The sequence below is a fragment of the Variovorax sp. GW822-FHT04A09 genome (assembly GCF_058801005.1).
Map to the genome: position 1 here is coordinate 38,458 of NZ_JBXAMV010000002.1, position 25,968 is coordinate 64,425.

The window sequence follows — 25,968 nt, forward strand, 5'->3', positions numbered from 1 at the left end:
TCTCCTGGTTGTCTGCGGGGGCGGGAATCAGCGCGGCGCCATGCGCAAGGCGCCGTCGAGGCGAATCACTTCGCCGTTCAAGTGGCCGTTGGTCACGATGTGGCAGGCCAGCTCGGCGAATTCCGACGGCTTGCCCAGGCGCGGCGGGAACGGGATCGACGCGGCCAGCGAGTGCTGCACCGGCTCGGGCAGCTCCAGCAACAGCGGCGTGGCAAAGAGGCCGGGCGCCACGGTGCACACGCGGATGGCGTGCTGCGCGAGGTCGCGCGCCATCGGCAGGGTCATGCCGACGAGGCCGCCCTTCGACGCGCTGTAGGCCTGCTGGCCCACCTGGCCGTCGAAGGCAGCGACCGAGGCGGTGAAGAGCATCACGCCCTTCTCGCCGTTGTCGAGCGCGTCGAGCTTCGCGCAGCGCGCCGCGAACAGGCGCGCCATGTTGTAGCCGCCGATCAGGTTGATGTTGACCACGCGCACGAAGTCTTCGAGCGGCGCGGGGTTGCCGTCCTTGCCGACGATGCGCTTGGCACTGCCGATGCCGGCGACGTTCATCAGGATGCGTGCGGGGCCGTGTGCGGCGGCTGCCTTGTCGAGCGCGGCGTTCACGCTGTCGGTGTCGGTGATGTCGCAAACGCAGGCAACGCCGCCGATCTCGGCGGCCACTTTCTCGGCGAGTGCGGCGTTGCGGTCGAGCACCGCGACCTTGGCGCCCAGGCGTGCGAGTTCGCGCGCGGTGGCCTCGCCGAGGCCCGAGGCGCCGCCGGTGACGAGTGCGGCTTGTCCTTCGATCTTCATGGTGTGTCTCCTGAATGGGTTAGCGGGGCTTGAGCGTGAAAGGCAGCGTGTCGGCGTGCAGCGCGTCGGCCAGCGCGGCGCGGTGCTTGAGCACGGCGCGCTGGTTGATGGAGCCCTTGTCGGTCACTTCGCCCTTGTCGATCGACGGCGGCTCGGCCATCAGGTGCAGCCGCGCGATGCGGTTGGCGCTGCCGGTGGCGCCGGCCGCGAGCGTGTCCACCACCTGCTGGAAGTGCGCCTGCACGGGCGCGCTTTCGAGCACCTGCTGCAGCGGGGCGTCGGCGGGCAGGTCGGCGAGCTGGCGCACCTTCTGCGTCGGGAAGATCAGCGCGCCGACTTCCTTCAGGTTGATGCCGGTGAGCACCGCGTCCTGCACATAAGGCGAGCCGGCCGCGATGATCTTCGCGCGCAGCGGGCCCACGCTCACGAAGGTGCCGGTGGCGAGCTTGAAGTCCTCGGCGATGCGGCCGTCGAAGCGCAGGCCGCGGTGGATGTCGCCGTCGTCGATCCACTTCACCGCGTCGCCGGTGGAGAAGAAGCCTTCGTTGTCGAAGGCCTCGGCGGTGGCCTCGGGCGCGCGCCAGTAGCCGGGCGTGATGTTGGGGCCGCGGTAGCGCACCTCGGTCTTGCCGTCGACCTCGATCAGCTTGAGCTCGATGCCGGCGGCCGGCAGGCCCACGTCGCCCGACTTCACGTCGGGGCCGGTCACGTACAGCGCGAAGGGGCCCGACTCGGTCATGCCCAGGCCGGTGCCCATCACGATGCGCTCACCGACTTCCGATTCCTGCGTGCGGTGCAGGCTGTCCCACACGGGCTGCGCGAGTGCCGCGCCCGAGTAGAAGAACATCTTCACGCGCGACAGCAGGTTGCGGCGCAGCATGGCGTCGCTCTCCATCGCGTTGGCGATGGCCTCGAAGCCGGTGGGCACGTTGAAGTAGATGGTGGGCGCGATCTCGCGCAGGTTGCGCAGCGTCTCGGCCATGCCGGCGGGCGTGGGCTTGCCGTCGTCGATGAACAGCGTGCCGCCGTTGTCCAGCACGATGCCCACGTTGTGGTTGCCGCCGAAGGTGTGGTTCCAGGGCAGCCAGTCGACCAGCACGGGCGGCTCGTCGCCCAGCGCGGGAATCGACTGGCGCAGCTGCTGCTGGTTGGCGCACCACATGCGGTGCGTGTTGATCACCGCCTTGGGCATCTTGGTCGAGCCCGAGGTGAAAAGAAACTTGGTGATGGTGTCGGGGCCGGTGGCCTGCATCGCCGCGTCGATGGCGGGCGTGGCCGGCGTGGCGGCGAGCACGTCGAAGCGCGTGGTGGCGCGGCCTTCGAGCGTGCCTTCGGCGAGCACGACCTCGGTGCCGGCGGGCACGGTGGCCGCGATGGCCTTGGCGAAGCGCGCGGCGTCGGCCGCGAACACCAGGCCGGGCGTGAGCGTGTCGATGACGTGGCGCAGCTTGTCGTAGTCCTGGCTCACGATCGCATAGGGCGGCGACACGGGGCAGTAGGGCACGCCCGCGTAGAGGCAGCCCAGCGCGAGCAGCGCGTGCTCGATGCCGTTCTCGCTGAGGATCACGACCGGGCGCTCGGCGTTCAGGCCGCGATCGAGCAGGGCCTGTCCGATGCCGCGCGCTTCTTCCAGCGCCTGCGCATAGCTCACGCGCAGCCAGTCGCCGGTGCGGCCGTCGGGCAGGCGCTCGCGGCGTGCGATGAAGGTGCGATCGGGCGCGACCTGCGCCCAGTGCGCGAGCCGGTCGGTCATGCGCTCGCGGTAGGCCTGCAGCGGCGTCTCGGCCGTGAGGTAGCGCGTGCCCGGCGCGCCGTCGCGCAGCACCGCGCGCGTCACGCCGAAGGCCAGCGGGCGGTAGCGGACGGCGGTCATCCCTTGCTCACCTTGGCGCCGCGGCCTTCGAGGAAGTCGCGCACGCGTTCCTTCGCTTCGGGCGCGGCCTGGACGATGCCCGACATCAACGCCTCGGTGAAGAAGCCGTGGTCGGCCGACTGCTCGGAGATGCGCGGCAGCGCGTGCATCAGCGCGTAGTTGGTGAGCGGCGCGTTGGTGGCGATGCGCTTGGCAAGCTCCAGGGCCTTGTCGAAGGCGGTGCCCTCGTCGACCAGGTACTGCGCGAAGTTGGCGCGCTCGCCGTCTTCGGCGTTGTAGACGCGGCCGGTCATCATCATGTCGGTCATGCGCGCCACGCCGATCAGCTTGGGGATGCGCACCGAGCCGCCGCCGCCCACGAAGATGCCGCGCGAGCCTTCGGGCAGTGCGTAGAAGGTGGAGCGGTCGGCCACGCGGATGTGGCAGGCGCTGGCCAGCTCGAGCCCGCCGCCGACCACCGCGCCGTGCAGCGCGGCCACCACCGGCACCGGGCCGTGCTGGATCAGGTCGAGCGCGCTGTGCCACAGGCGCGAGTGCTGCATGCCCTGGCCGGCGTCGCGCTCCTTGAGCTCGCTCAGGTCCAGGCCGGCGCAGAAATGCGGGCCCTCGCCGTCGAGCACGGCCGCGCGCACCGTGGCGGGCAGCGTCTCGAAGGTGTCGCGCAGCGCGAGGATCAGGCCGTCGGACAGCGCGTTGCGCTTGGCGCCGCGCGTGAGACGAACGATGGCGACGTCGTCGCGGATGTCGAGGTGGAGGTCTGGATTGGTCATGATGGTGTGCGGGGTTGCGTTGGATTATGGTTATGAGAAATAATCAATTCAAGGCATTGGAGCCTCCCGAAACCTAGGGACTTACCCGAACCGGAGACAACGACATGGACCCACGGAACCTGATCGCGATCGACATCCACACCCACGCCGAAGTGAGCTGCTGGAACCCTTTCGACAACTACGGCGAGGAATACGACCGCGCGGCCGACAAGTTCTTCGGCTCGAACCGCCGCCCCACCATCGCCGAGAGCGTGGCGTACTACCGTGAAAGGAAGATCGGGCTGGTGATGTTCATGGTCGACGCCGAGTCGAACATGGGCCGCCGGCGCATCCCGAACGAGGAGATCGCCGAGGCCGCGCAGCAGAACAGCGACATCATGATTGCCTTCGGCAGCGTCGATCCGCACAAGGGAAAGATGGGCGCGCGCGAGGCGCGCCGGCTCATCGAGGAGCACGGCGTGAAGGGCTTCAAGTTCCACCCCACCGTGCAGGGCTACCACCCCTACGACCGCATGGCCTGGCCGATCTACGAGGTGATCGCCGAGTACAAGCTGCCGGCCATCTTCCACACCGGCCACAGCGGCATCGGCTCGGGCATGCGCTGCGGCGGTGGCCTGCGGCTGGAGTACAGCAACCCGATGCACCTGGACGACGTGGCCATCGACTTCCCCGACATGCAGATCGTCATGGCCCACCCCAGCTTCCCCTGGCAGGACGAGGCGCTGAGCGTGGCCACGCACAAGCCCAACGTGTGGATCGACCTGTCGGGCTGGAGCCCCAAGTACTTTCCGAAGCAGCTGGTGCAGTACGCCAACACGCTGCTGAAGGACCGCGTGCTGTTCGGCAGCGACTACCCGCTGATCACGCCCGACCGCTGGATGAAGGACTTCGAGGCCGCCGGCTTCAAGCCCGAGGTGATGCCCGGCATCCTCAAGGACAACGCGGTGCGCCTGCTGGGGCTCGGAACCCCGGCGGCCTGAGGCTCAGGCGGCGCGCGGCGCCGCCTCGTTCCAGTGCGGCTCCCACAGCGCCGCGCCGCGTTCGAACACGGCGGCCAGCTCCTTCTTGCGGCGCTGCGCCACCGCGGTGATCAACGCGTTGCAGACCGACAGCGCCGCCGTGTACGAATCGAAGGGCGAGGCGCTGGAGGTGCGCACCAGCAGCAAGTGATCGGCCGAGGGCGCCGCGGGCGCGCTGGGGCTGTCGGTGACCATGACGACCTTCGCGCCCTTCTCGCGAAAGTAGGCCGCCGTGCGCGCGATCGCGAGCGAGTGCCGGCGGAAGGTGAGCGTGAGCAGCAGGTCGTTGTCGTCGATGCGCAGCAGCTGGTCTTCCAGTGGCAGCGCACCCGCGCCGCCCAGCAGCCGCACGTCGGGCAGGCACAGGTTCAGGTTCAGCGCGAGGTGGCTGGCCAGCGGCAGGCCGTTGCGCTGGCCGAGCACGTGCACGCGCACCTTGCGCTGCGTGAGCAGCTTCACCGCCGCCTCGAACGCGCCCACGTCGAGCGCCGCGAAGGTGGCGGCCAGGTTGTGCTGGTCGTGCAGCAGCGCGTTGTCCAGGCAGCTGCGCACGGAGGTGTCGTCGCCGATGACGGCGTCGGCGCGCGTGGCGGGCGAGGCGAGCAGGGCGGTGACTTCGGCGCGCGCCTCCATCTGCGCCTGGGCGTAGCTCTCGTAGCCCAGCTTGGCGAGCAGCCGCACCACGGTCGAGGCGCTGGTGCCCACCTTTCTTGCAAGGCTCGTTGCAGATTCGAGCAGCCCCTGCGGGTGGTGCGCCTGCAGCTCCTCGATCAGGCGTCGCTCGCTTTTCGTGAGCTTCTTGCCGTAGCCCGAGATGCGCTGGTTCAGGCTGGGGGCGGCGGGGGTGTCTGCGTGCGGCATCGGAGAAACCTCATGTTTGCAACGAGTATTGCAAAAATTAGGTCTCCTTGCAAAAATGAATGCACGATTTCGGCCGGCCCTGTCCGCCCGATTGCCCGCTTCTTCTGCAGAAAGACCTTGCCATGCGTTCCACCACCCCCGCCGTGCCCGCCCTGCGCCGGCGCGAGATCCTCGGCGCCGGCTTGACGGCGGCGCTGCTGCCCCTGTCCGCGCGCGCCCAGGCCTTCCCGGCCCGCCCGGTCACGCTGGTGGTGCCGTTCCCGGCCGGCGGCTCGGTCGACCTGATCGCGCGGCTGTACGCCGAGCCGCTGTCGAAGGCGCTGGGCACGCCGGTGGTCATCGACAACCGCGCCGGCGCCGGCGGCTCCATCGCCAGCGCCCAAGTGGCGCGCGCCAAGCCCGACGGCTACACGCTCGTGGTGTCGTCGCAGAGCTCGCACCTGGCCAACCCGCTGACGCAGGCCAACCCGGGCTACGACCCGATCAAGGATTTCCTGTCGATCAGCCAGCTCGCGCGCTCCATCAACGTGCTGCTGGTGAACCCGGCCGTGCCCGCCAAGACCTTCAAGGAGTTCGTGGCGCTGGTGAAGTCGCGCCCGGGCGAGCTCAACTTCTGCAGCGCCGGGCCGGGCAGCATGGGCCAGCTCAACGTGGAGCTGATGAAGTCGCAGCTGCAGCTCAACGCCACGCACGTGCCCTACCGCGGCGGCGGCCCGCTGGTGACCGCGCTGATCTCGAACGAAGTGCAGTTCGGCCTGGACAACCTCGCGCCCTTCCTGCCGCACATCCAGGCCGGCAAGCTGCGCGCGCTGGCCGTGGCCTCGCCCACGCGCGTCGCGGCGCTGCCCGACGTGCCGACCTTCACGGAGCTGGGCTATCCGGTGCTGAACACCACCTCGTGGATCGGCCTGGCCGCGCCCGCGAAGACGCCGCCCGAGGTCATCGCCGCGCTGCACAAGGCGGTGCGCACGGTGGCTGACCAGCCGACGATGGTCGAGGCGCTGCTGGCGCGCGGCTCGCTCGCGCCCGAGGCGCAATCGCCCGCGCAGTTCACGGCCATGATGTCGGAGCGGCTCGCGCTGTACGGCGAGATGGTCAAGCGCGCCGGCATCCGCGGCGAGTGAGCGGGTTGCTGGTTCCATGACGCAGACACTGCAGGCCTTCGCACCCGACACCGCCCCGCTGGAGGTGCTGCCGCGCGACCTCTCGGCCTACCGCCAGGGCAACACCGGCATCGACTACGTGCACCGCTTCGCGTCCGGCAAGCCGGGCCCGCACGTGCTCGTCAACGCGCTCACGCACGGCAACGAGATCTGCGGCATGGTCGCGGCCACGCACCTGCTCGACACCGGCGTGCGCCCGAAGATCGGCACGCTCACCGTGAGCTTCGCGAACGTCGAGGCCTACGAGGCCTTCGACATCGACCGGCCCTACGAGAACCGCCAGCTGGTGCACAACCTGAACCGCATCTGGTCGCCTGAGCTGCTCGACGGCACCGAACACAGCCCCGAGCTGCGCCGCGCGCGCGAGCTGCGGCGGGTGCTCGATGCGGCCGACTACGTGCTGGACATCCATTCCACGCGCGCCCCCGTGCAGCCCTTCTGGGTCTACCCGGAGTTCGAGCGCAATGCAGGCCTGGCGCAGGCCGTCGGTGGCCCGGCGGTGCACCTCGTGATGCCCGTGGGCGCCGCGCCCGGCACGGGTGTCACGGCCTATGGGCGGCACGGCGAGCCGGGCATCGACGGCGGTGCGGTGGTGGTCGAGTGCGGCCAGCACTTCGCGCAGTCGGCGGCCGACCTGGCCACCGACGTGTCGCTGCGCTTCCTGGCGCACCTCGGGCTCGTCGACCCGGTGCCGCGCGTGCCGGTGGCCGCGCGCCGCTTCCGGCTGCTCGAGGTCCACATGGTCACGTCGGACGACTTCGCCTTCGTGCGGCCCGTGCTCGGCTTCGAGACCTTCGACCAGGGCGCACTGATCGCGGTGCAGGCCGGGCGCGAGATCCGCTCGCCCTGCGACGGCTGCACGATCTTCATGCCGACCCGCGCACCGGTGATCGGCCGCGAAGGCGTGTACCTGACCGTGCCGGTCTGACCCCGGGCCTCAGGGCGCCTTCGCGTCGCCCGCTGGTTCGTCTTCGCCGAGCCGGTCCCAGTCCTGGCCCGAGCGCAGCTTGCGCTCCTCGCGCTCGCGCGCCATCTGTTCCTCGAACTGCTGGCGGCCCGCCTTGTTGGCGGCGATCAGCTTGGCGCGGTCCTTGTAGTGCGGGTAGATCTCGTCGCTGAGCTTGAGGTTTCGCTGGCGGAAACGCATCGACGCCTCGCGCGCCTCGGCCGCCGGCCAGCCCAGCGCCTCCAGCGCCGAGCGCGCGCTGCGCAGCGACGACTCGAACACCTCGCGCTCGATGTCCTGCACACCGCGGTCGCGCAGCTGGAACAGGTGCGTCACGTTGCGTGCGCGCGCAATGATGCGCGCCTGCGGGAAGTTCTCGCGCACCAGGTCGACGATGTCCAGCGACTGCTCGATGTCGTCCACCGCCACCACGATGGCGCGCGCCGTGCCCGCGCCGGCGGTGCGCAGCAGGTCCAGCCGCGTGGCGTCGCCGTAGAACACCCGGAAGCCGAACTGGCGCAGGCCTTCGACGGTGTCGGCGTCGTGGTCGAGCACCGTCACGCGCAGGCCCTGCGACATCAGCAGGCGACCGACGATCTGGCCGTAGCGCCCGAAGCCGCAGATCAGCACCTTGGCGTCCTGCTGCTCCGAAATCTCTTCGAGCTGCGGACCGCCCGCGTGGCTGTAGCGCGGCAGCACGAACTTGTCGAGCAGCACCAGCAGCAGCGGCGACAGCAGCATCGACAGCGCCACCGCGCCGATCAGCAGCGAGGTGGTCTGCGGCGGCAGCACGTCGGGCCCGGCGGCCTGGAACACCACGAAGGCGAACTCGCCGCCCTGCGCCAGCAGCAGCGTGAACACCGGCCGCTCCTGGTAGGCCAGGCCCATGGCCTTGGCCAGCGCGTAGATCACCACCAGCTTGATGACCAGGAAGCTCACGACCAGCAAGGCCATGACCCCCGGGTTGGCCAGCAGCACGCCGAAGTTGATCGACATGCCCACCGCGATGAAGAACAGCCCCAGCAGCAGGCCCTTGAAGGGCTCGATGTCGGTCTCGAGCTCGCGCCGGTACTCGCTTTCGGCCAGCAGCACGCCGGCAAGGAAGGCGCCCAGCGCCATCGACAGCCCGACGAACTGCATCAGCGCCGCGATGGCTACCACCAGCAGCAGCGCGGCGGCGGTGAAGATCTCGGGCGTGTCGCTGCGCGCGATCCAGCGCAGGATCGGACGCAGCAGCAGCCGGCCGCCGAGGATGATGCCGGCGATCACGCCGACGATCTTCAGCGCCTCGAGCGCGCGGTCCAGCCCGCTCACGGCCTGCTCGGCCGCGGTGGCGCCGGCCAGCAGCGGCAGCAGCGCGAGGATCGGGATCGCCGCCACGTCCTGGAACAGCAGGATCGAGAAGCCGGCCTGGCCGCTGGGCGTCTTCAGCAGGTTGCGTTCGCCGAACACCTGCAGCGCGATGGCGGTGGACGACAGCGCCAGCCCGAGGGCGGCCACCAGCGCCACGCGCCACGGCGCGCCCACGGCCCAGCCGACGGCGAACAGCACCGCCGCGCAGCTGAGCACCTGCGCCGACCCCCAGCCGAAGATCGGGCGGCGCAGGCTCCACAGCCGCTTGGGCTCGAGTTCGAGGCCGACCAGGAACAGCATCAGCACCACGCCGAACTCGGCGAAATGCAGCACGTCTTCGACGCTGGACACGAGGCCCAGGCCCCAGGGGCCGATGGCGATGCCGGCCACGAGGTAGCCGATGATCGAGCCCAGGCCCAGGGCCTTGGACAGCGGCACCACCAGCACGGCGGCGCTCAGGTAGATCAGGCTGCTGGTCAGCCAGGCGGGTGCGTGTTCCATGCTCAGGCCGCCTTGTGGGTGCTGTTGCTGCCGTTGGCGACGGCCAGGCCGTGCGTCATCGCGCTGTGGAACGCGCCGGCCATCACCTGGCCCACGTCGTCGGATTCGGCGGGGCGGTCGGTCTCGGGCACCGGGCAGGCGATGCAGGCATCGAGCTCGTCCATTTCGGGCCACACCGGGTAGCTTTCCAGCCGCTGCACGAACACCTCGACATGCGCGGCCACCTCGGCCTCGCTGGCGCGGCGCGCGCCGTGCAGCAGCAGCGGCGGCAAGAAGCGCATGCCGCACAGCGCGGCGGTCTGCTCGTAGGGTGGCAGGAAGGCGTCGAAGAAGTAGCGGTTGTAGCTTTGCGGGTGGTAGCTCGGCTCGGGGCCGCCGGTGGTGGCGACCAGCCAGCAGTCCTTGCCCTGCAGCGCGGTGCCGCCGGGGCCGTAGGCCCAGCCGTAGCCCAGCACGTCGTCGACCCAGAGCTTCTGCAGCGGCGGCATCGAATACCACTGGATCGGGTGCAGCAGCACCACCAGATCGGCGCGCGCCAGCCGCTCGCGTTCGACCTCCACGTCGATGGCGAAATCGGGGTAGCTGCCGTACAGGTCGTTCACCTCGACGCCGGGCACGCGCTGCGCCGCGGCGAACAGCCGGCGGTTCACGCGCGAGTCGCGCCAGTGGGGGTGGGCCGCCAGCACATAGATGCTGCTGGCGGGGTTCTCCGCGGATGTTGTTGTCGTCATGTGGCGAACATAACGCAGACGGCCCGCCGTCGCCGACGCGCCACCCGGGGCGACTACCATCCAGCCCTGTTCCCGTTCTGGAGGAGATCCTCATGCCGGTGGTTCTGGTCGCCAATCCCAAGGGGGGCGTGGGCAAATCGACGATTGCAACGAACATCGCGGGCTACTTCGCGAGCCGCGGCCATGCCGTGATGCTCGGCGACGTGGACCGCCAGCAGTCCTCGCGGCTGTGGCTCGGCCTGCGCCCACCGCAGGCCCGCCCCATCGCCACCTGGGAGGCCACCGGCGACAGCACCGTGGTGCGCCCGCCGCGCGGCACCACCCACGCGGTGCTCGACACGCCCGCCGGCCTGCACGGCTGGCGCTTCAAGGAGGTGCTGGCGCTGGCCGACCGCGTGATCGTGCCGCTGCAGCCGAGCATCTTCGACATCTACGCCACGCGCGATTTCCTCGACCGCCTGCTGGAAAGCCGCCGCGCCGAGAAGACCCGCATCGGCCTGGTCGGCATGCGCGTGAACGCCCGCACGCTGGCGGCCGACCGGCTGCACGAGTTCATCGCCGGGCTCGGCGTGCCCGTGCTGGGCGAGCTGCGCGACACCCAGAACTACGTGCAGCTGGCCGCGCGCGGCCTCACGCTGTTCGACATCGCGCCGGGGCGCGTGCAGCGCGACCTCGACCAGTGGGCGCCGATCTGCGAATGGCTCGACGCCTGAACTGATCCCCCGGATTTCCCTGAATCCCGGTTGTCGCAAGTCCGACAGCCAGCCTTGTGCCCTTGGCACCAGAATGCCCCGCATGACCAAAAAGACATTCCAGACCCTTCAGGATCTCGCCGCCTGCGTCGGCCAGGAAGTCGCCGTGAGCGACTGGATTTCCGTGACGCAGCAGCAGGTCAACCAGTTCGCCGAGGCGACGGGTGACCACCAGTGGATCCACGTCGATGTGGAGCGGGCCAAGTCCGGCCCCTTCGGCGCGCCGATCGCGCACGGGTTTCTCACCTTGTCGCTGCTGCCGAAGTTCTTCGAGACGGCCATCGACGTGGTCGAGTCGCGCATGGGCGTGAACTACGGCCTGAACCGCGTGCGCTTCATGTCGCCGGTGCCGGTGGGCCAGCGCCTGCGCGCCCGCATGAAGCTGCTGAGCGCCGAGCCGATTCCCAACAACGGCCTGCAGATGACCTGGGAAACCACCATCGAACTCGAAGGCGCCGCCAAGCCGGCGTGCGTCGCCGAGTCGGTGGTGCGCCGTTTTCCCTGAGCGGACTTTTTCTTCTTTTTCTCTTTACATCCGGCGGTCGGTGACTTCGCCGTAGGCGGCGGCGCCCTGTCGGGTGATGCCGACGGCGCTCGCGCGCACCGCCGCACGGTCGACGTTGCCCGCGGTCGGGCGGGCCACGCCGGTGCCGCCGTTGCTGATCTGCAGCGGCTGCAGGGCTTGCTGCTGGACCTGGGCGCGCGTCAGCGACGACTGGAAGGGCGCGGGCGGCAGCGGGTTCTGCTCGCCCTGGAAGGCATGGGCGCCGCCGGCGAAGGCGAGGGCGGCGAGGGTGATCAGGCGCAGGGTGGTGGTGTGCATGGCGGGACTCCTTGGCAGTCGGCGTTGAGGGGACGGATGCCGGTGCGAATCACCGGCATGCCTTCCCATACGCTGTGCAGCGCCGATCGGATGTGCCCCTGCCGTGCGAAGGGCCGTCAGGCGAAACCGTTTTGCCGCCAGGCTTCGAACACCGTGACTGCCACCGCGTTCGACAAATTCAGGCTGCGCTGGCCGGCGCGCATCGGCAGCCGCAGGCGCTGCGCCTCGGCAAAGCCGTCGCGGATCGGCGGTGGCAGGCCGGCGGTTTCCGAGCCGAACACCAGCCAGTCGCCGGGCTGGAAGCGCACGTCGTGCACTGGGCGGGTGCCGCGCGTGGTCAGAGCGAACATGCGCTCGGCGGGCGGTTGCTGCGTGGCCAGCAGCGCGGCCCAGTCGGCGTGGCGCTTGACTTCGGCGTACTCGTGGTAATCGAGCCCGGCGCGGCGCAGCAGGCGGTCGTCCATCGAAAAGCCGAGCGGCTCCACCAGGTGCAGCGTGCAGCCTGTGTTGGCCGCGAGCCGGATCACGTTGCCGGTGTTCGGCGGAATTTCGGGGTGGACCAGGACGATATGGAACATGCGCCGATTGTCGCGGGCGCCGCCGGCGGGTTCAGCGCGGCGGGTCGGTCCGCGCCAGCACCACGCCGGTGATGTGCGCCGCGCCCGCCAGGCGCAAGGTGGCGGCCGCGGCGAACAGCGAGGCGCCGCTGGTCATCACGTCGTCCACCAGCACCACGCGCCGCCCCCGCAGGCCGTCGGCGCGCAGCGGCTCCACGGCGAAGGCGCCGCGCAGGTTGCGCAGCCGGTCGGCGCGCGGCAGGCCGCTCTGCGCAGGCGTGTCGCGCGTGCGCAGCAGCAGGGTGGCGTCGGTCTTGGCCGGCGCCAGCCGGCGCGCGAGCTCGTGCGCCTGGTTGAAGCCGCGCTCGCCCAGTCGGCCGGGCGCCAGCGGCATCGGCAGCACGAGGTCGCACTGCTCCAGCGCCGGCTCCACCCATGGCGCGCTGCGCAGCAGTGTGGCCAGCGGACCGGCCCAGCCCGCCTCACCGCGGAATTTGAACTGGGCGATGCAATCGGGCCACGGCCACGCATAGGTGCATGCCGCCAGGCAGGCGTCGAGCGGCGGCGGGTGCTTGATGCACTCGCCGCAACGCGTCACGCCCTCGGGCATCGGCAGCGCGCAGCCGCCGCAGCGCGGGGTCGGCGGCGCGAAGCGGGCCACGCAGGCGTCGCACACGCGCTGCGCCGGCCAGGCGCGGCAGACCTCGCACTGGCTGGGCAGCCGCGCGAGCAGCGAGGTGAAAGGCCTCAGGGCCCGGCGGTTGTGCATGCCTCAATATACTCACGGCCCCATGGCCACCGACCCCGCAAGAAGACCGCCGACCATCGATCCCACGGCGGCCGACCGCTGGCGCCGGCTCGCGCCCGCCGAGGGCTCGCCCTGGCTGCACGAGGAAATCGGCCGCCGGATGGAAGACCGGCTGCAATGGATCAAGGCCCAGCCCCGCACCTGGGCCGACTGGTCGCCGCTGCGCGGCGGCCTCGAGGCGCACGCGCTGCTGGCCCGCCGCTACCGCGACGCCGAAGCCTTCGTCATCGAATCCGAACCCGCCTTGGCCGAACGGACCGGCGAGGCGCTGACCGCGCCCTGGTGGAGCGCGCGCCGCTGGCAGGGCGGCAAGGCCCGCTTCGACGCGCCGCCCGAAGACGGCGTCGACCTGCTCTGGGCCAACATGTCGCTGCACATGGCGGCCGACCCCGAGGCGCTCATCGCGCAGTGGCACCGGCTGGTCGCGACCAACGGCTTCCTGATGTTCTCCTGCCTCGGCCCGGACACCGTGCGCGAGCTGCGCGCCCTGCACGCCCGGCTCGGCTGGCCCGCCGCCGGCCATGAATACACCGACATGCACGACTGGGGCGACATGCTCGTGCACGCCGGCTTCGCCGAGCCCGTGATGGACATGGAGCGCATCGTGCTCACCTGGGCCACCCCTGAAGCTGCCCTGGCCGAGCTGCGCACCCTGGGGCGCAACCTGCATCCGGCGCGTTTCCCCGCACTGCGCGGCAAGGCCTGGCACCGCGCGCTCAAGCAGGCCCTGCCCGAGCTGGCACCGGCCGCGGAAGGCGAGGGCCGCATCGCGCTGACCTTCGAGGTCATCTACGGTCACGCCTTCAAGCCGACGCCGCGCGTCGCGCTGTCGCCCGAGAGTGCGGTCTCACTGCGCGAGATGCGATCGATGCTCCAGCGCGGCCGCCCTGGCGCCTGAGCGACCCGGCAGCCCTCATTCGGTGCGCGGGGCCCGCGCTCTACCCGCTACAATCCGCCGTTGCGTGAAACTCGCGGGTATTGTCCCGTGATCGAGGGGTGTCGGATCCTGTTTGTACGAGGGGTTTGGCCACCATCGACGCACCGATTTGCTGAACTCGCCCGTGTCGAATTCCGTGTTTCGTTTTGCCACCGTCTCAGGCCAGAACATCCACTGGTTCCTGAAACGCAATTGCTCGGTGACGCCGAGCCAGCTGGGCTGGCTCTACGCCTCGCTGTGCGTGGTATCTCTGGGAACGGGCATGGTGTTCTGGCTGCACGGTGCGCCGCTGGTATTGCCATTCGCCTGGCTCGAACTGGCCGCGGTGGGCTTTGCGTTCATGATGTACGCGCGGCATGCCACCGATGGCGAACGGATCGCGCTGCAGGGCGGGCGCCTCGTCGTGGAGCTCGAGAACGGTGGGCACTACGAACGCACGGAATTTCTTCCGCACCAGGTGCGGATCGAACCGCAGACCGGCGATCGTTCGCTGATCGAGGTCTCGGGGCAAGGTCGATCGGTCAGGGTGGGGCGCTATGTACGCCCGGAGTTGCGAGCCGCACTGGCGCGCGAGATTCGCATGGCGTTGCGTGGCGCCTGAGGGGGCTCGCGCGGTGCTGCACGGTTGGGTTTTCGAAAAATTGAAGAAACGTGAACACGATGAAGAGCATTTGGCGCAATAAGTACAGGCCGGCGAATCTGTTGCTGGCGGCCGGCGCGGCGTTCAGCAACGCGGCGCACGCAGTCAACGATCTGCCCGGCGGCCCCGCGGTGCGCCAGCTGAATCTTCCGGTCGGCGTGACCAAGATCGCGCAGGAGCAGCATCTGCTCCACACGATCATGATGATCATCTGCACGGTCATCTTCGTCGCCGTGTTCGCGGTGATGTTCTATTCCATCTGGAAGCACCGCAAGTCGGTGGGCCACAAGGCCGCGAACTTCCATGAATCGGTGGTGGTCGAGGTCATCTGGACCATCGTGCCCTTCCTCATCGTGATCGTGATGGCGCTGCCCGCCACCAAGGTGCTCGTGGCCCAGAAGGACACCACGAACGCCGACCTCACGATCAAGACCACGGGCTACCAGTGGAAGTGGGGCTACGACTACCTGAACGGCGAAGGCGAGGGCCTGGCCTTCATCTCGACGCTCGACAGCTCGCAGCGCGCCATGTCCGACGCCGGTGCCAAGGGCGCCATGCCCGACGACTACCTGCTCAAGGTCGACAACCCGATGGTCGTGCCGGTGCAAAAGAAGGTCCGCATCATCACCACCGCGAACGACGTGATCCACGCCTTCGCCGTGCCGCAGCTGGGCCTCAAGCAAGACGCCATTCCCGGCTTCGTGCGCGACACCTGGTTCCGCGCCGAGACCGTGGGCGACTACTACGGCCAGTGCCAGGAACTGTGCGGCAAGGAACACGCCTACATGCCGATCCACGTGAAGGTGCTGTCGGCTGCCGACTACACCGCCTGGGTCGCCACCAAGCGCAAGGAAGCCGCAGCCAAGCTCGACGACCCGACCAAGGTCTGGACGCTGCCCGACATGCTGGCACGCGGCGAGAAGGTCTACGCCGCCAACTGCGCGGCCTGCCACCAGGCCAACGGCAAGGGCGCAGGCCCGATCAAGCCGCTCGACGGCGCAGCCAAGGTGACCGATTCCGACCACAAGGTGCAGCTGCTGGTGCTGCTCAACGGCCAGAACAACGGTGCCATGCCTGCCTGGAAGCAGCTGAGCGACACCGACCTCGCGGCCGTGGCTACGTACACCAAGAACAGCTGGTCGAACAAGACGGGCCAGCTGGTGCAACCGGCTGAAGTGCTGGCCCTGCGCGGCAAGTGATCCGACGGCGCCCCGCGAAGAAGAAATTGCAAGGAACAACGACATGAGCGCAGTCCTCGACCCCCACGGTCACGCCCCAGGCGGCCACGCACACGACGACCATCACGACCACCACGCGCCCACCGGCTGGCGCCGCTGGGTGTTCGCGACCAACCACAAGGACATCGGCACGCTCTACCTGCTGTTCAGCTTCACGATGCTGATGATCGGCGGCGTGCTCGCCCTGCTGATCCGCGCCGAGCTGTTCCAGCCCGGCCTGCAGATGGTGAACCCCGAGCTGTTCAACCAGTTCACCACCATGCACGGCCTGATCATGGTGTTCGGCGCCATCATGCCGGCCTTTGTGGGCTTCGCGAACTGGATGATCCCGCTGCAGATCGGCGCATCCGACATGGCGTTCGCGCGCATGAACAACTTCAGCTTCTGGCTGCTGATCCCGGCGGCCATCATGCTGGCCGGTTCGTTCTTCATGCCCGGCGGCGCGCCCGCGGCCGGCTGGACGCTGTACGCCCCGCTCACGCTGCAGATGGGCCCCTCGATGGACGCCGGCATCTTCGCGATGCACATCATGGGCGCCTCGTCGATCATGGGTTCGATCAACATCATCGTCACCATCCTGAACATGCGCGCCCCCGGCATGACGCTGATGAAGATGCCGATGTTCTGCTGGACCTGGCTCATCACCGCCTACCTGCTGATTGCCGTGATGCCCGTGCTTGCCGGCGCCATCACGATGACGCTGACCGACCGCCACTTCGGCACCAGCTTCTTCAACCCCGCCGGCGGCGGCGACCCGGTGATGTACCAGCACATCTTCTGGTTCTTCGGCCACCCCGAGGTCTACATCATGATCTTGCCGGCCTTCGGCATCATCAGCCAGGTGGTCCCGGCCTTCGCCCGCAAGAAGCTCTTCGGCTACGCCTCGATGGTGTACGCCACCTCGTCGATCGCCATCCTGTCGTTCATCGTGTGGGCCCACCACATGTTCACGACCGGCATGCCGCTCACGGGCCAGCTGTTCTTCATGTACGCGACGATGCTGATCGCCGTGCCCACGGCCGTGAAGATCTTCAACTGGATCGCGACGATGTGGCAGGGCTCGATGACCTTCGAGACGCCCATGCTGTTCGCGGTCGGCTTCATCTTCGTGTTCACGATGGGCGGCTTCACCGGCCTGATCCTCGCGGTCGCACCGATCGACACGCAGCTGCAGGACACCTATTACGTGGTGGCCCACTTCCACTACGTGCTGGTGGCCGGCTCGCTGTTCGCCATGTTCTCGGGCTTCTACTACTGGGCGCCCAAGTGGACCGGCGTGATGTACAACGAAACGCGCGGCAAGGTCCACTTCTGGTGGTCGCTGATCTCGTTCAACGTCACCTTCTTCCCGATGCACTTCCTGGGTCTGGCCGGCATGCCGCGTCGCTATGCCGACTACCCCATGCAGTTCGCCGACTTCAACGCCATCGCCTCGGTGGGTGCGTTCTTCTTCGGCTTCGCGCAGGTCTACTTCTTCCTGTTCATCGTGCTGCCTTCGATGCGCGGCAAGGGTGAAGCTGCAGCCCAGAAGCCCTGGGAAGCGGCCGAAGGCCTCGAGTGGGAAGTGCCGTCGCCGGCCCCGTTCCACACCTTCGAGAACCCGCCCAAGCTCGACGTGACCGCCACCAAGGTGATCGGCTGATCACCCGCGCACGCCGCACAAGCACCACGACCGCACGACGATGACGACGCCCGAACAAAGAAAGAACAACCGACGCATGGGGCTCACGCTGGCCTCCATCGCGGTGATCTTCTTCATCGGCTTCATCGTCCGCATGGTCTGGTTCAGCGGTCGCTGACCGCGCCGCATCGCCCCCCGAACGGAAGCAACAGCATGAGCCTCGGTCAACGCATCCGCCGCGCCAATGTCCGCATGGTCGGCAAGCTGGCCGTCGTGACCTGCGGCATGTTCGCCTTCGGCTATGCGCTGGTGCCGATGTATCGGGCCATCTGCGAGATGACCGGCATCAACATCCTCGCGCTCTCCGAGCTCCAGGTGCCGGGCGGCGCCAGTGGCGCCAAGAACGTGCGCGTGCCCGACAACACGCAGGTCGACATGACCCGCACGATCAAGGTCGAGTTCGACTCCAACGTGCGCGGCGGCCTCTGGGACTTCAAGCCGGCCGAGCGCTTCATCGAAGTGCACCCGGGCCAGCTGAACACGGTGATGTACGAGTTCCAGAACACGCAGAACCGCCGCATGGCCGCGCAGGCCATCCCCAGCTACGCACCGCAGCAGGCGGCGGCGCACTTCAACAAGCTCGAGTGCTTCTGCTTCAACCAGTACACGCTCGATGCGGGCGAGAAGAAGCAGTGGCCGGTCGCTTTCGTGATCGATCCGAAGATCTCGAAGGACGTCAAGACCATCACGCTGTCGTACACCTTCTTCGAGGTGGGCGGCAAGACGCCTCCGGCCCCGGTGGCCGCCGTTTCGCATGCTGTCGCCGATGAGCCGCGCTCGTGACCTCGCCGTTGCCGCCCGAAGCCCCGCGCCGCAAGCCCACGCTGTGGGACACCATGAAGGCGGTGGGCTGGTCGTTCTTCGGGGTGCGTCGCAACAGCGCCTACAAGGAAGACCTGGGCAAGCTCAATCCGCTGCACGTCATCGTGGTGGCGTTTGCCGCGGTGATCGTCTTCGTGGTCGGGCTGGTGCTGCTGGTGCGGCATGTGGTCGCGGCCGCCTGAGCGCTGCCTGCTGAGCCGAAGACAAGAAAACCACGATCTCCAGAATCATTGAATCGAGAGAAGAAAGAAAGCCAGGAGCTGATATGAGTTCAACCACCCACGGCACCACGCCCTACTACTTCGTGCCCGGACCCTCGGCCTACCCGGTCGTGTCCGCGATCGGCTTGTTCTTCGTGATCCTCGGCGCGGGGCAATGGATCAACAGCCACCAGTGGGGCGCTTGGTCGCTGCTGCTGGGCATGGTGATCTGGCTCGGCACGCTCTTCGTGTGGTTCCGCGCCGCCGTCGGCGAGAGCGAGAGCGGCCAGTACGGCCACAAGATCGACCTCTCGTACCGCTGGAGCATGAGCTGGTTCATCTTCTCGGAAGTGATGTTCTTCGGCGCCTTCTTCACGGCGCTGTGGTGGGCCCGCACCCACGCGCTGCCGACGCTCGGCAGCCTGGACAACGCGATCCTCTGGCCCGACTTCAAGGCCGTGTGGCCCAGCGTCGCGGCCGGTGTCACCGGTTCGCCGGCTGGCATCATCGAGCCCTTCCAGACCGTCGGCCCGTTCTGGCTGCCGACCATCAACACCGCGCTGCTGCTGAGCTCGGGCGTGACGCTGACCATCGCCCACCACGCGCTGCGCGCCGACCACCGCGCCCAGTGCATCCGCTTCATGTGGCTCACCGTGCTGCTGGGCGTGATCTTCCTGGGCGTGCAGGGCTACGAGTACTTCCACCTGTACACCGAACTGAACCTCAAGCTCAGCTCGGGCACCTACGGTTCGACCTTCTTCATGCTGACCGGCTTCCACGGCCTGCACGTGTTCATCGGCATGCTGATGCTGCTGTTCATCACGCTGCGCCTGCAGAAGGGCCACTTCACCGCCGAGCGTCACTTCGGCTTCGAAGGCGCCGCCTGGTACTGGCACTTCGTGGACGTGGTCTGGCTGGGCCTGTACGTGCTGGTCTATTGGCTTTGAGCGAAGAACCTCACGGCATTCCAGAAAAAAGGCGCCGTAAGGCGCCTTTTTCATGGTTCTCGTGGAACGAGCACCATCTGCTACTTCCCGAGCGGGAGCCCGGTGGGCTGGATGTAGCCGAGTTTCCAGGCCAGCAGCATGCACAGGAACAAAAAGACCGACAGGCCGATCCGAAAGGTGAGGGCGCGGGCCATGCCGCCGCGCTTGTTCTGCCCGTCGCGACCGTCCTTCAGCATGAAGTAGAGCGCGAAGGCGAGGCTCGCGAAGATGCCCAGAAAGATCAGGGCGACGAAATATTTCATGACCCGCATTATCGGCCGCACGCCCCGTCCGCTCCAGTGACCCCCGAGCCTCCTGAGTCCCTTTCCGCCTCTGCCACGCCGCGCCGCCGCGCGGGCCGGGGCCGTTTCCTGGTCGTGACGCTGGCGGCCGTGCTGGCGCTGGCCGCCACCGTGTCGCTGGGCCGCTGGCAGCTGTCGCGCGCCGCGCAGAAAGAAGCGCTGCAAGCCCGCATCGATGCGCAAAAGCAGAAAGCCCCGCTGTCCCAGGCCGAGTTCCTGGCGCTGGGCGAAGCAGCCGGTGAAATGCACCGGCCGGTGCGCCTGCGCGGCCTGTGGCTCACGGCGCAGACGGTCTACCTGGACAACCGCCAGATGCACGGCACGCCGGGCTTCTACGTGCTGACGCCGTTCGCGCTCGAAGGCAGCGAGCAGGCCGTGATGGTCCAGCGCGGATGGGTGCAGCGCAATTTCGTCGACCGCACGCAGCTCGGCGTGGTCGAGACGCCGCCCGGCATCGTCGAGCTCACGGCGCTGATCGAGCCGCCGCCGAGCCATCTGTTCGAACTCGGCGCGAAGACTGCGGCCGCACCGGCGCCCGCGGCATCGGCCGCCGCACCGGCCCCTTCGGCTGCCGGCGCCAGCGCTCCGGCACCGGGCATTCAGGGGTCTTCCCCCATCCGGCAAAATCTCGACCTGGAGGCATTCCGCGCCGAGACCCAACTGCCGCTGCGCACCGACGTGTCGCTGCAGCAGAGCGGGCCGGCGTCCGAGGGCCTGCAGCGCGACTGGCCGGCCCCGGCGTTGGGCCTCGAGAGGCACTACGGTTACGCATTCCAGTGGTTCGGCCTGTCGGCCCTCGTTGTCATCCTCTATGTCTGGTTCCAATTCATCTCCCCCTTCCGGCGCGCGCGGCGCCGCGCACGCGATGGCCGCAGCCTCTGACGAGCCGCTGGGCCTGACCGTGCACTCGATGCCGTCGCCGGGCCAGGCGCTGGACGAGGCCGAGAACCGTCGCACCGTCCACGGGCGCTGGAAGATGATCGCCGTGCTGCTGATGTGCGCGGCGCCCGTGATCGCCTCGTACTTCACCTACTACGTGATCCGGCCCGAGGGCCGCAGCGTGTACGGCGAGCTGATCGACCCGCAGCGCGAGATGCCCCGTCTCACGGCAACCGACCGCAGCGGCGCGCCGGTCGAGCTGGCCACGCTCAAGGGCCAGTGGCTGCTGGTGGCGGTGGCCGACGCCGCCTGCGACGCGCTGTGCGAGCAGCAGCTGTACCTGCAGCGCCAGCTGCGCGAGAGCCTGGGCCGCGAAAAAGACCGCCTGGACCGCGTCTGGCTCGTGAGCGATGCGGCGCCCGTGCCCGAGCGCCTGACCAACGGCCTGCACGGCGCGACCGTGCTGCGCGTGCCGGCCGACCAACTCGCCCGCTGGCTCGCGCCCGTGCAAGGGCACGCGCTGTCCGAGCACCTCTACGTGGTCGATCCGATGGGCAACTGGATGATGCGTTTCCCGGCCCGCATGGACGCCGCCGGCGCGAGCCGCGCCAAGCGCGACATCGACCGCCTGCTGCGCGCCTCGTCGTCGTGGGACGAAGCGGGCCGCTGAGCCCGCGCGAACCACCACCGCCTCATGGACACGAGCTCCCTCTACGACCTCACGCCGATCGCCTGGATGATGGGCGCCGGCGTGCTGCTCGCGCTCGGACCGCTGGTCTGGGTGTGGCGCCGCAACGCCGGCTCCGGCCCCGCGCGGCGGCTGCATGCGCTGACCGTGCTCACGCTGTTCCTCACCTTCGACCTCACGCTGTTCGGCGCCTTCACGCGGCTCACCGATTCGGGCCTGGGCTGCCCCGATTGGCCTGGCTGCTACGGCAACGCCAGCCCGGCCGGCGCGCGCCACGAGATCGCCATGGCGCAGGCGGCCCAGCCGACCGGCCCGGTGACGCACAGCAAGGCCTGGATCGAGATGGTCCACCGCTACCTCGCGACCGGCGTCGGGGTGCTGATCCTCACGCTGGCCGGCGCCACCTGGATCGTGCGCCGCCGCCAGCGGCGCCAGCCCGCGCCGCCGGTCGACAGCGCGCACCACCACGTCGTGCTCAGCGCCTGGTGGCCCGCGGCCACGCTGGTCTGGGTCTGCCTGCAAGGCGCTTTCGGCGCCATGACCGTCACCTGGAAGCTGTTCCCCGCCATCGTCACGATGCACCTGATGGGCGCCATCGTGCTGCTCGCGCTGCTGTGCATCCAGGCCGTGCGCTACCGCCAGGTGGCGGCGCAGCGCCTGCCCACGGCCGTGTCGCCGGCCCTGCGCAACGGGCTGATCGCCACGGCGGTGCTGCTGGTGCTGCAGATCGCGCTCGGCGGCTGGGTCAGCACCAACTACGCGGTGCTGGCCTGCACGCAGTTCCCGACCTGCCAGGACAGCTGGTGGCCGCCCATGAACTTCGCGCAGGGCTTCGAGATCTGGCGCCACCTCGGCGTGACCGGCGACGGCCAGCCGCTCGACTTTTCCGCCCTCACCGCCATCCACTACGCGCACCGCCTCATGGCGTATGCCGTGTTCGTGGCGCTGGGCCTGCTGGCCTGGCGCCTGCGTCGCCTCGAGGCACTGCGCGCGCAGGCGCACTGGCTGGCCGGCCTGGCGCTGCTGCAGCTGGCCACGGGCCTGGGCAACGTGCTGCTCGGCTGGCCGCTGGCCGCCGCCGTGCTCCACACCGGTGGCGCCGCGGCGCTGGCCGTGGTCCTGACCTGGGCGCTGTGCGAGAGCCGGCGCGAAAGCGCCGCCGCTGCGCCGATTCCGCGCGCCGTCGACAATGCGCGCGGCACCCCCCAACCGAAGAAAGCCACCGCGTGAGCACCCCGATTCCTGTTCAGCACGCCAGCACCGCCAACGTGCTGCGCCAGTTCTACGCGCTCACCAAGCCGCGCGTGGTGCAGCTGATCGTGTTCTGCGCCCTCATCGGCATGGTGCTGGCCGTGCCCGGCCTGCCGTCGTGGGCCGACGTGCAGCGCGGCGTGCTGGCTTGCATCGGCATCTGGCTGGTGGCTGGCGCCGCCGCCGCATTCAACTGCCTGGTCGAGAAGGGCATCGACGCCAAGATGAAGCGCACCGCCTGGCGCCCCACGGCGCGCGGGCAGCTCAGCGACATGCAGGCGCTGGTGTTCTCGGCGCTGTTGTGCGCAGCCGGCTCGGCGCTGCTGTGGTTCACGGTCAATCCGCTCACCATGTGGCTCACCTTCGCCACCTTCGTCGGCTACGCGGTGATCTACACCGTCATCCTGAAGCCGCTGACGCCGCAGAACATCGTGATCGGCGGCGCCTCGGGCGCCATGCCGCCGGTGCTGGGCTGGGCCGCCATGACGGGCGATGTCGGCCCCGAGGCGCTGATCCTGTTCCTGATCATCTTCCTGTGGACCCCGCCGCACTTCTGGGCGCTGGCGCTGTACCGCGTCGAGGACTACCGCAAGGCCGGCCTGCCGATGCTGCCCGTGACGCACGGCAACGAGTTCACGCGGCTGCAGGTGCTGCTGTACACCTTCATCCTGTTCGCCGCCTGCCTGATGCCCTTCATCTACGGCATGAGCGGCTGGCTCTATCTCGTGGTCGCCATCGGCGTGAGCATCGGCTTCACCGGCTATGCCTTCGCGCTGTGGCGCAACTACTCCGACACGCTGGCGCGCAAGACCTTCCGGTTTTCGCTCATCCACCTGAGCGTGCTGTTCGCGGCGCTGCTCGTCGACCATTACCTCCGCTGACCGGACCTGACCTGCCCATGAACAAGCGCAATGCCCTGAAATCGATCGCCGCCACGGCCGGCTGGGTGGCCGCCTCGGCCACGCTGGGCCTGGGCCTTTCGGCCTGCAGCGAGCAGCAACCGAAGCAGAGCTTCCAGGCGGTCGACATCACCGGCGCAGACTACGCCAAAGACTTCTCGCTCACCGACGCTGACGGCAAGGTGCGCACGCTGGCCGACTTCAAGGGCAAGGCGGTCGTGCTGTTCTTCGGCTACGTGCAGTGCCCCGACGTCTGCCCGACCACCATGACCGAGATGGCGCAGGTCAAGCAGCAGCTCGGCGCCGACGGCAGCAAGCTGCAGGTGCTGTTCGTCACCGTCGATCCGGCGCGCGACACGCCCGAGGTGCTCAAGGCCTACATGGGCGCCTTCGACCCGAGCTTCGTGGCGCTCATCCCCACGGCCGAGCAGTTGGCCGCCGTCGCGAAGGACTTCAAGGTCTACTACAAGAAGGTCGACGGCAAGACGCCGACCAGCTACGCCATGGACCACTCGGCCGCCAGCTACATCTACGACCCGCAGGGCCGCCTGCGGCTCTACGCGCGCTACGGCGCGGGCGTGCCCGCGATGGTGTCGGACCTGAAGACGCTGCTCGCGTCCTGAGCCGGGCGCCCCGGGCATGGACGCCGCATCGGTCGCGCACCTGAAGTCGCGCAAGGGCGCGTTCCGCATCGCGCTGATTCCGCCCGAGGTGCTGGGCGCGCTGAACGGCGGGCTGCTCGAGACCGTCAACCTCAACGAATTCCTCGCGCTCGAACTGCCGCTGCTCGCACGCAGCGTGGCGGGTCATGTCGGCCTCGACGCGGCGCACGAACGGCTGGACGACACGCTCGCCATGCTGGCCGCCTTCAAGCCCATGCAGCGCCACAGCCACATCGCGCGGGCGCTGTACGACATGACGGCCGAACACGCCGAACGCGATGCCGTGGCGCACCGGCTGGCCACGCACGCGAGCGACGTGGCGCGCTGCTGGGCGGTGCAGTGGATCACGCTGTCGGGCCTGCCGCTGGCGGCTCAGCTCGACGCCGTGCGCCGCTTTGCCGCCGACCCGCATTTCGGCGTGCGCGAGTTCGCCTGGATGGCGGTGCGCGACAGCGTCATCAACTCGCTCGACGAGGCGCTGGCGCTGCTGCAGCCCTGGGTGGCCGATGCCGATCCGAATGTGCGCCGCTTCGCCAGCGAACTCACGCGCCCGCGCGGCGTGTGGTGCGCGCAGATCGAGACGCTGAAGGCCGAGCCCTGGCTGGCGCTGCCGCTGCTGGAGCCGCTGCGCGCCGACGCGCATCGCTACGTGCAGAACTCGGTCGCCAACTGGCTCAACGATGCCAGCAAGACGCAGCCCGAGTGGGTCGAGACGCTGTGCACGCGCTGGGTGGCCGAATCACCGGTCGCCGAGACCCGCTACATCGCGAAGCGGGCGCTGCGCACGCTGACCAAGTCGACGCCCTGAAGCGCCCCCGAACGAAAAAAAGCCCGGCACTGCCGGGCTTTTTCGTGGAGGAGGGCGGTCGTGACGCTTACGCGTACTCGGCCAGCGCCTTCTTCATCTTCTTCATCGCCGCCACTTCGATCTGGCGGATGCGCTCGGCGCTCACGCCGTACACCGCGGCCAGGTCGTGCAGCGTCATGCCGCCCGAACCGTCGTCGTTCACCTTGAGCCAGCGCTCTTCGACGATGCGGCGGCTGCGGTCGTCCAGCGCCTCCAGGGCGGTGGCAATGCCGTCGCTCGACAGGCGGTCGCGCTGCTGCGATTCGAGCAAAGCGGTCGGTTCCTGCGTGGCGTCGGCCAGGTAGGCGATGGGGCCGAAGCCTTCATCGCCGTCATCGGACGGACCCGGATCGAGCAGCACGTCGCCACCCGACAGGCGGGTTTCCATCTCGAGCACTTCCTCGGGCTTCACGTTCAGGCGCGTGGCCATCTGCGAGACCTCGTCGGGGCTCAGCGTCTCGCGGTGCGTGCCGTTGTCGGCCGCGGCCGAGTCGGCCTTGAAACCCTGCTTCATCGAACGCAGATTGAAGAACAGCTTGCGCTGGGCCTTGGTCGTCGCGACCTTGACCATGCGCCAGTTCTTCAGGATGTACTCGTGGATCTCGGCCTTGATCCAGTGCATGGCGTAGCTCACCAGCCGCACGCCCTGGTCGGGGTCGAAACGCTTCACGGCCTTCATGAGGCCGACGTTGCCTTCCTGGATCAGGTCGCCGTGCGGCAGCCCGTAGCCCAGGTACTGGCGGGAAATGGACACGACCAGGCGCAGGTGCGACAGGATCAGCGCACCGGCAGCTTCGAGGTCGTTCTGGTCGCGCAACTTGCGTGCGAAGCCCTGCTCTTCTTCGAGCGTGAGCAGCGGCAGGCGGTTGGCGGCCGAAATGTAGGCATCCAGGTTGCCCAGCGGGGGGACCATCGACCAGGGGTTGGCGACGGCCAGCTGGTTGGCAGAGACTCCAGACAGCGTTGTCATCAGGGGAAACTCCTTTG

The 25,968-nt window shown here is 68.9% G+C and carries 30 protein-coding genes; 19 read left to right on the forward strand and 11 right to left on the reverse strand.

Translation table 11 applies throughout. The features are described 5' to 3' along the window. Positions 1–27: 27 nt before the first annotated feature. From AC1RLW_RS11220 to AC1RLW_RS11230, 3 genes are read right to left on the reverse strand one after another with little or no spacing between them, the layout of a single operon-like run. A complete protein-coding gene (locus AC1RLW_RS11220; RefSeq protein ID WP_095746704.1) occupies positions 28–792 on the reverse strand; it encodes an SDR family NAD(P)-dependent oxidoreductase in 765 nt (254 codons plus the stop codon). A 19-nt stretch (positions 793–811) separates the two neighbouring features. Then, the gene (locus AC1RLW_RS11225) at positions 812–2,665 is read right to left on the reverse strand and encodes a feruloyl-CoA synthase (protein ID WP_493193104.1); all 1,854 of its coding nucleotides are present in this window, start codon (positions 2,663–2,665) and stop codon (positions 812–814) included. After that, positions 2,662–3,435 carry a crotonase/enoyl-CoA hydratase family protein gene (locus tag AC1RLW_RS11230; RefSeq protein WP_095746702.1) on the reverse strand — a complete coding sequence of 258 codons (774 nt, stop codon included), beginning with the start codon at positions 3,433–3,435 and terminating at the stop codon, positions 2,662–2,664. The genes AC1RLW_RS11225 and AC1RLW_RS11230 overlap by 4 nt, the downstream gene beginning before the upstream one ends. Positions 3,436–3,539: 104 nt before the next feature. Here AC1RLW_RS11230 and AC1RLW_RS11235 point away from each other — a divergent pair, with 104 nt between their 5' ends. Continuing rightward, positions 3,540–4,415, forward strand: a complete 876-nt coding sequence (locus tag AC1RLW_RS11235; RefSeq protein ID WP_062479505.1) for an amidohydrolase family protein — start codon at positions 3,540–3,542, stop codon at positions 4,413–4,415. A 3-nt stretch (positions 4,416–4,418) separates the two neighbouring features. Here AC1RLW_RS11235 and AC1RLW_RS11240 read toward each other — a convergent pair whose 3' ends face one another. After that, positions 4,419–5,315: a MurR/RpiR family transcriptional regulator gene (locus AC1RLW_RS11240; RefSeq protein ID WP_492684825.1), complete on the reverse strand. Its 897-nt coding sequence runs from the start codon at positions 5,313–5,315 to the stop codon at positions 4,419–4,421. A 122-nt stretch (positions 5,316–5,437) separates the two neighbouring features. On the opposite strand from AC1RLW_RS11240, the gene AC1RLW_RS11245 reads away from it, so the two are divergent. Then, complete coding sequence (locus AC1RLW_RS11245; protein WP_062479498.1) at positions 5,438–6,439, forward strand: Bug family tripartite tricarboxylate transporter substrate binding protein; 1,002 nt, start codon at positions 5,438–5,440, stop codon at positions 6,437–6,439. A gap of 16 nt (positions 6,440–6,455) precedes the next feature. Beyond that, complete coding sequence (locus AC1RLW_RS11250; protein ID WP_493193105.1) at positions 6,456–7,406, forward strand: M14 family metallopeptidase; 951 nt, start codon at positions 6,456–6,458, stop codon at positions 7,404–7,406. A gap of 9 nt (positions 7,407–7,415) precedes the next feature. Here AC1RLW_RS11250 and kefC read toward each other — a convergent pair whose 3' ends face one another. Continuing rightward, a complete protein-coding gene (gene kefC, locus AC1RLW_RS11255; RefSeq protein ID WP_307589379.1) occupies positions 7,416–9,278 on the reverse strand; it encodes a glutathione-regulated potassium-efflux system protein KefC in 1,863 nt (620 codons plus the stop codon). A gap of 2 nt (positions 9,279–9,280) precedes the next feature. Then, entirely contained in the window at positions 9,281–10,009 is a 729-nt protein-coding gene (gene kefF / locus AC1RLW_RS11260; protein ID WP_492684822.1) for a glutathione-regulated potassium-efflux system oxidoreductase KefF, read from the reverse strand. 92 nt (positions 10,010–10,101) lie between these two features. Here kefF and AC1RLW_RS11265 point away from each other — a divergent pair, with 92 nt between their 5' ends. Both AC1RLW_RS11265 and AC1RLW_RS11270 read left to right on the forward strand, forming a co-directional pair. Beyond that, entirely contained in the window at positions 10,102–10,722 is a 621-nt protein-coding gene (locus tag AC1RLW_RS11265) for a nucleotide-binding protein (protein WP_070061962.1), read from the forward strand. A gap of 73 nt (positions 10,723–10,795) precedes the next feature. Next, the gene (locus tag AC1RLW_RS11270; RefSeq protein WP_062479484.1) at positions 10,796–11,266 is read left to right on the forward strand and encodes a MaoC family dehydratase; all 471 of its coding nucleotides are present in this window, start codon (positions 10,796–10,798) and stop codon (positions 11,264–11,266) included. 24 nt (positions 11,267–11,290) lie between these two features. Here AC1RLW_RS11270 and AC1RLW_RS11275 read toward each other — a convergent pair whose 3' ends face one another. The 3 genes from AC1RLW_RS11275 to AC1RLW_RS11285 form a co-directional block, all read right to left on the reverse strand. Then, positions 11,291–11,584 (reverse strand): DUF4148 domain-containing protein, encoded by a 294-nt coding sequence (locus AC1RLW_RS11275; protein ID WP_493193106.1) that lies wholly within the window; start codon positions 11,582–11,584, stop codon positions 11,291–11,293. Positions 11,585–11,700: 116 nt separating this feature from the next. Then, on the reverse strand, positions 11,701–12,162 hold the full coding sequence (gene trmL, locus AC1RLW_RS11280; RefSeq protein WP_493193107.1) for a tRNA (uridine(34)/cytosine(34)/5-carboxymethylaminomethyluridine(34)-2'-O)-methyltransferase TrmL: 462 nt from the start codon (positions 12,160–12,162) through the stop codon (positions 11,701–11,703). Between the two features lie 31 nt (positions 12,163–12,193). Beyond that, a complete protein-coding gene (locus AC1RLW_RS11285; protein ID WP_493193108.1) occupies positions 12,194–12,910 on the reverse strand; it encodes a ComF family protein in 717 nt (238 codons plus the stop codon). 22 nt (positions 12,911–12,932) lie between these two features. Between AC1RLW_RS11285 and AC1RLW_RS11290 the strand changes: the two genes are divergently transcribed. From AC1RLW_RS11290 to AC1RLW_RS11325, 8 genes are all read left to right on the forward strand, one after another. Beyond that, positions 12,933–13,847: a class I SAM-dependent methyltransferase gene (locus tag AC1RLW_RS11290; protein ID WP_493193109.1), complete on the forward strand. Its 915-nt coding sequence runs from the start codon at positions 12,933–12,935 to the stop codon at positions 13,845–13,847. A gap of 163 nt (positions 13,848–14,010) precedes the next feature. Then, complete coding sequence (locus AC1RLW_RS11295) at positions 14,011–14,487, forward strand: DUF2244 domain-containing protein (protein ID WP_056578078.1); 477 nt, start codon at positions 14,011–14,013, stop codon at positions 14,485–14,487. Positions 14,488–14,546: 59 nt separating this feature from the next. After that, the gene (gene coxB, locus AC1RLW_RS11300; protein WP_062481354.1) at positions 14,547–15,725 is read left to right on the forward strand and encodes a cytochrome c oxidase subunit II; all 1,179 of its coding nucleotides are present in this window, start codon (positions 14,547–14,549) and stop codon (positions 15,723–15,725) included. Positions 15,726–15,768: 43 nt separating this feature from the next. Continuing rightward, complete coding sequence (gene ctaD / locus AC1RLW_RS11305) at positions 15,769–17,406, forward strand: cytochrome c oxidase subunit I (RefSeq protein WP_062481356.1); 1,638 nt, start codon at positions 15,769–15,771, stop codon at positions 17,404–17,406. Between the two features lie 40 nt (positions 17,407–17,446). Then, the gene (locus tag AC1RLW_RS11310) at positions 17,447–17,563 is read left to right on the forward strand and encodes a cytochrome oxidase small assembly protein (protein WP_217493469.1); all 117 of its coding nucleotides are present in this window, start codon (positions 17,447–17,449) and stop codon (positions 17,561–17,563) included. Positions 17,564–17,598: 35 nt separating this feature from the next. Beyond that, positions 17,599–18,228: a cytochrome c oxidase assembly protein gene (locus AC1RLW_RS11315; RefSeq protein WP_056577955.1), complete on the forward strand. Its 630-nt coding sequence runs from the start codon at positions 17,599–17,601 to the stop codon at positions 18,226–18,228. Between the two features lie 53 nt (positions 18,229–18,281). Then, positions 18,282–18,449 carry a DUF2970 domain-containing protein gene (locus AC1RLW_RS11320; protein ID WP_082818316.1) on the forward strand — a complete coding sequence of 56 codons (168 nt, stop codon included), beginning with the start codon at positions 18,282–18,284 and terminating at the stop codon, positions 18,447–18,449. Positions 18,450–18,532: 83 nt separating this feature from the next. Then, complete coding sequence (locus AC1RLW_RS11325) at positions 18,533–19,414, forward strand: cytochrome c oxidase subunit 3 (protein ID WP_062481365.1); 882 nt, start codon at positions 18,533–18,535, stop codon at positions 19,412–19,414. A gap of 80 nt (positions 19,415–19,494) precedes the next feature. On the opposite strand, the gene AC1RLW_RS11330 is transcribed toward AC1RLW_RS11325, so the two are convergent. Further along, positions 19,495–19,725: a twin transmembrane helix small protein gene (locus tag AC1RLW_RS11330; RefSeq protein ID WP_062481367.1), complete on the reverse strand. Its 231-nt coding sequence runs from the start codon at positions 19,723–19,725 to the stop codon at positions 19,495–19,497. 27 nt (positions 19,726–19,752) lie between these two features. Here AC1RLW_RS11330 and AC1RLW_RS11335 point away from each other — a divergent pair, with 27 nt between their 5' ends. From AC1RLW_RS11335 to AC1RLW_RS11360, 6 genes are read left to right on the forward strand one after another with little or no spacing between them, the layout of a single operon-like run. Continuing rightward, complete coding sequence (locus AC1RLW_RS11335; RefSeq protein ID WP_493193110.1) at positions 19,753–20,637, forward strand: SURF1 family protein; 885 nt, start codon at positions 19,753–19,755, stop codon at positions 20,635–20,637. Then, entirely contained in the window at positions 20,621–21,304 is a 684-nt protein-coding gene (locus tag AC1RLW_RS11340; RefSeq protein WP_062481371.1) for a redox-active disulfide-containing membrane protein, read from the forward strand. Before AC1RLW_RS11335 ends, AC1RLW_RS11340 begins: the two co-directional genes overlap by 17 nt. A 24-nt stretch (positions 21,305–21,328) precedes the next feature. After that, positions 21,329–22,552 carry a COX15/CtaA family protein gene (locus AC1RLW_RS11345; RefSeq protein WP_307695015.1) on the forward strand — a complete coding sequence of 408 codons (1,224 nt, stop codon included), beginning with the start codon at positions 21,329–21,331 and terminating at the stop codon, positions 22,550–22,552. Then, on the forward strand, positions 22,549–23,454 hold the full coding sequence (cyoE, locus tag AC1RLW_RS11350; protein ID WP_159272988.1) for a heme o synthase: 906 nt from the start codon (positions 22,549–22,551) through the stop codon (positions 23,452–23,454). Before AC1RLW_RS11345 ends, cyoE begins: the two co-directional genes overlap by 4 nt. Positions 23,455–23,471: 17 nt before the next feature. After that, on the forward strand, positions 23,472–24,095 hold the full coding sequence (locus AC1RLW_RS11355; protein WP_493193111.1) for an SCO family protein: 624 nt from the start codon (positions 23,472–23,474) through the stop codon (positions 24,093–24,095). A 16-nt stretch (positions 24,096–24,111) separates the two neighbouring features. Continuing rightward, a complete protein-coding gene (locus tag AC1RLW_RS11360) occupies positions 24,112–24,942 on the forward strand; it encodes a DNA alkylation repair protein (RefSeq protein ID WP_493193112.1) in 831 nt (276 codons plus the stop codon). A 67-nt stretch (positions 24,943–25,009) separates the two neighbouring features. Here the strand turns inward: AC1RLW_RS11360 and rpoH are convergent, their stop codons facing one another. After that, a complete protein-coding gene (gene rpoH / locus AC1RLW_RS11365; protein WP_056577975.1) occupies positions 25,010–25,951 on the reverse strand; it encodes an RNA polymerase sigma factor RpoH in 942 nt (313 codons plus the stop codon). Positions 25,952–25,968 lie beyond the last annotated feature (17 nt).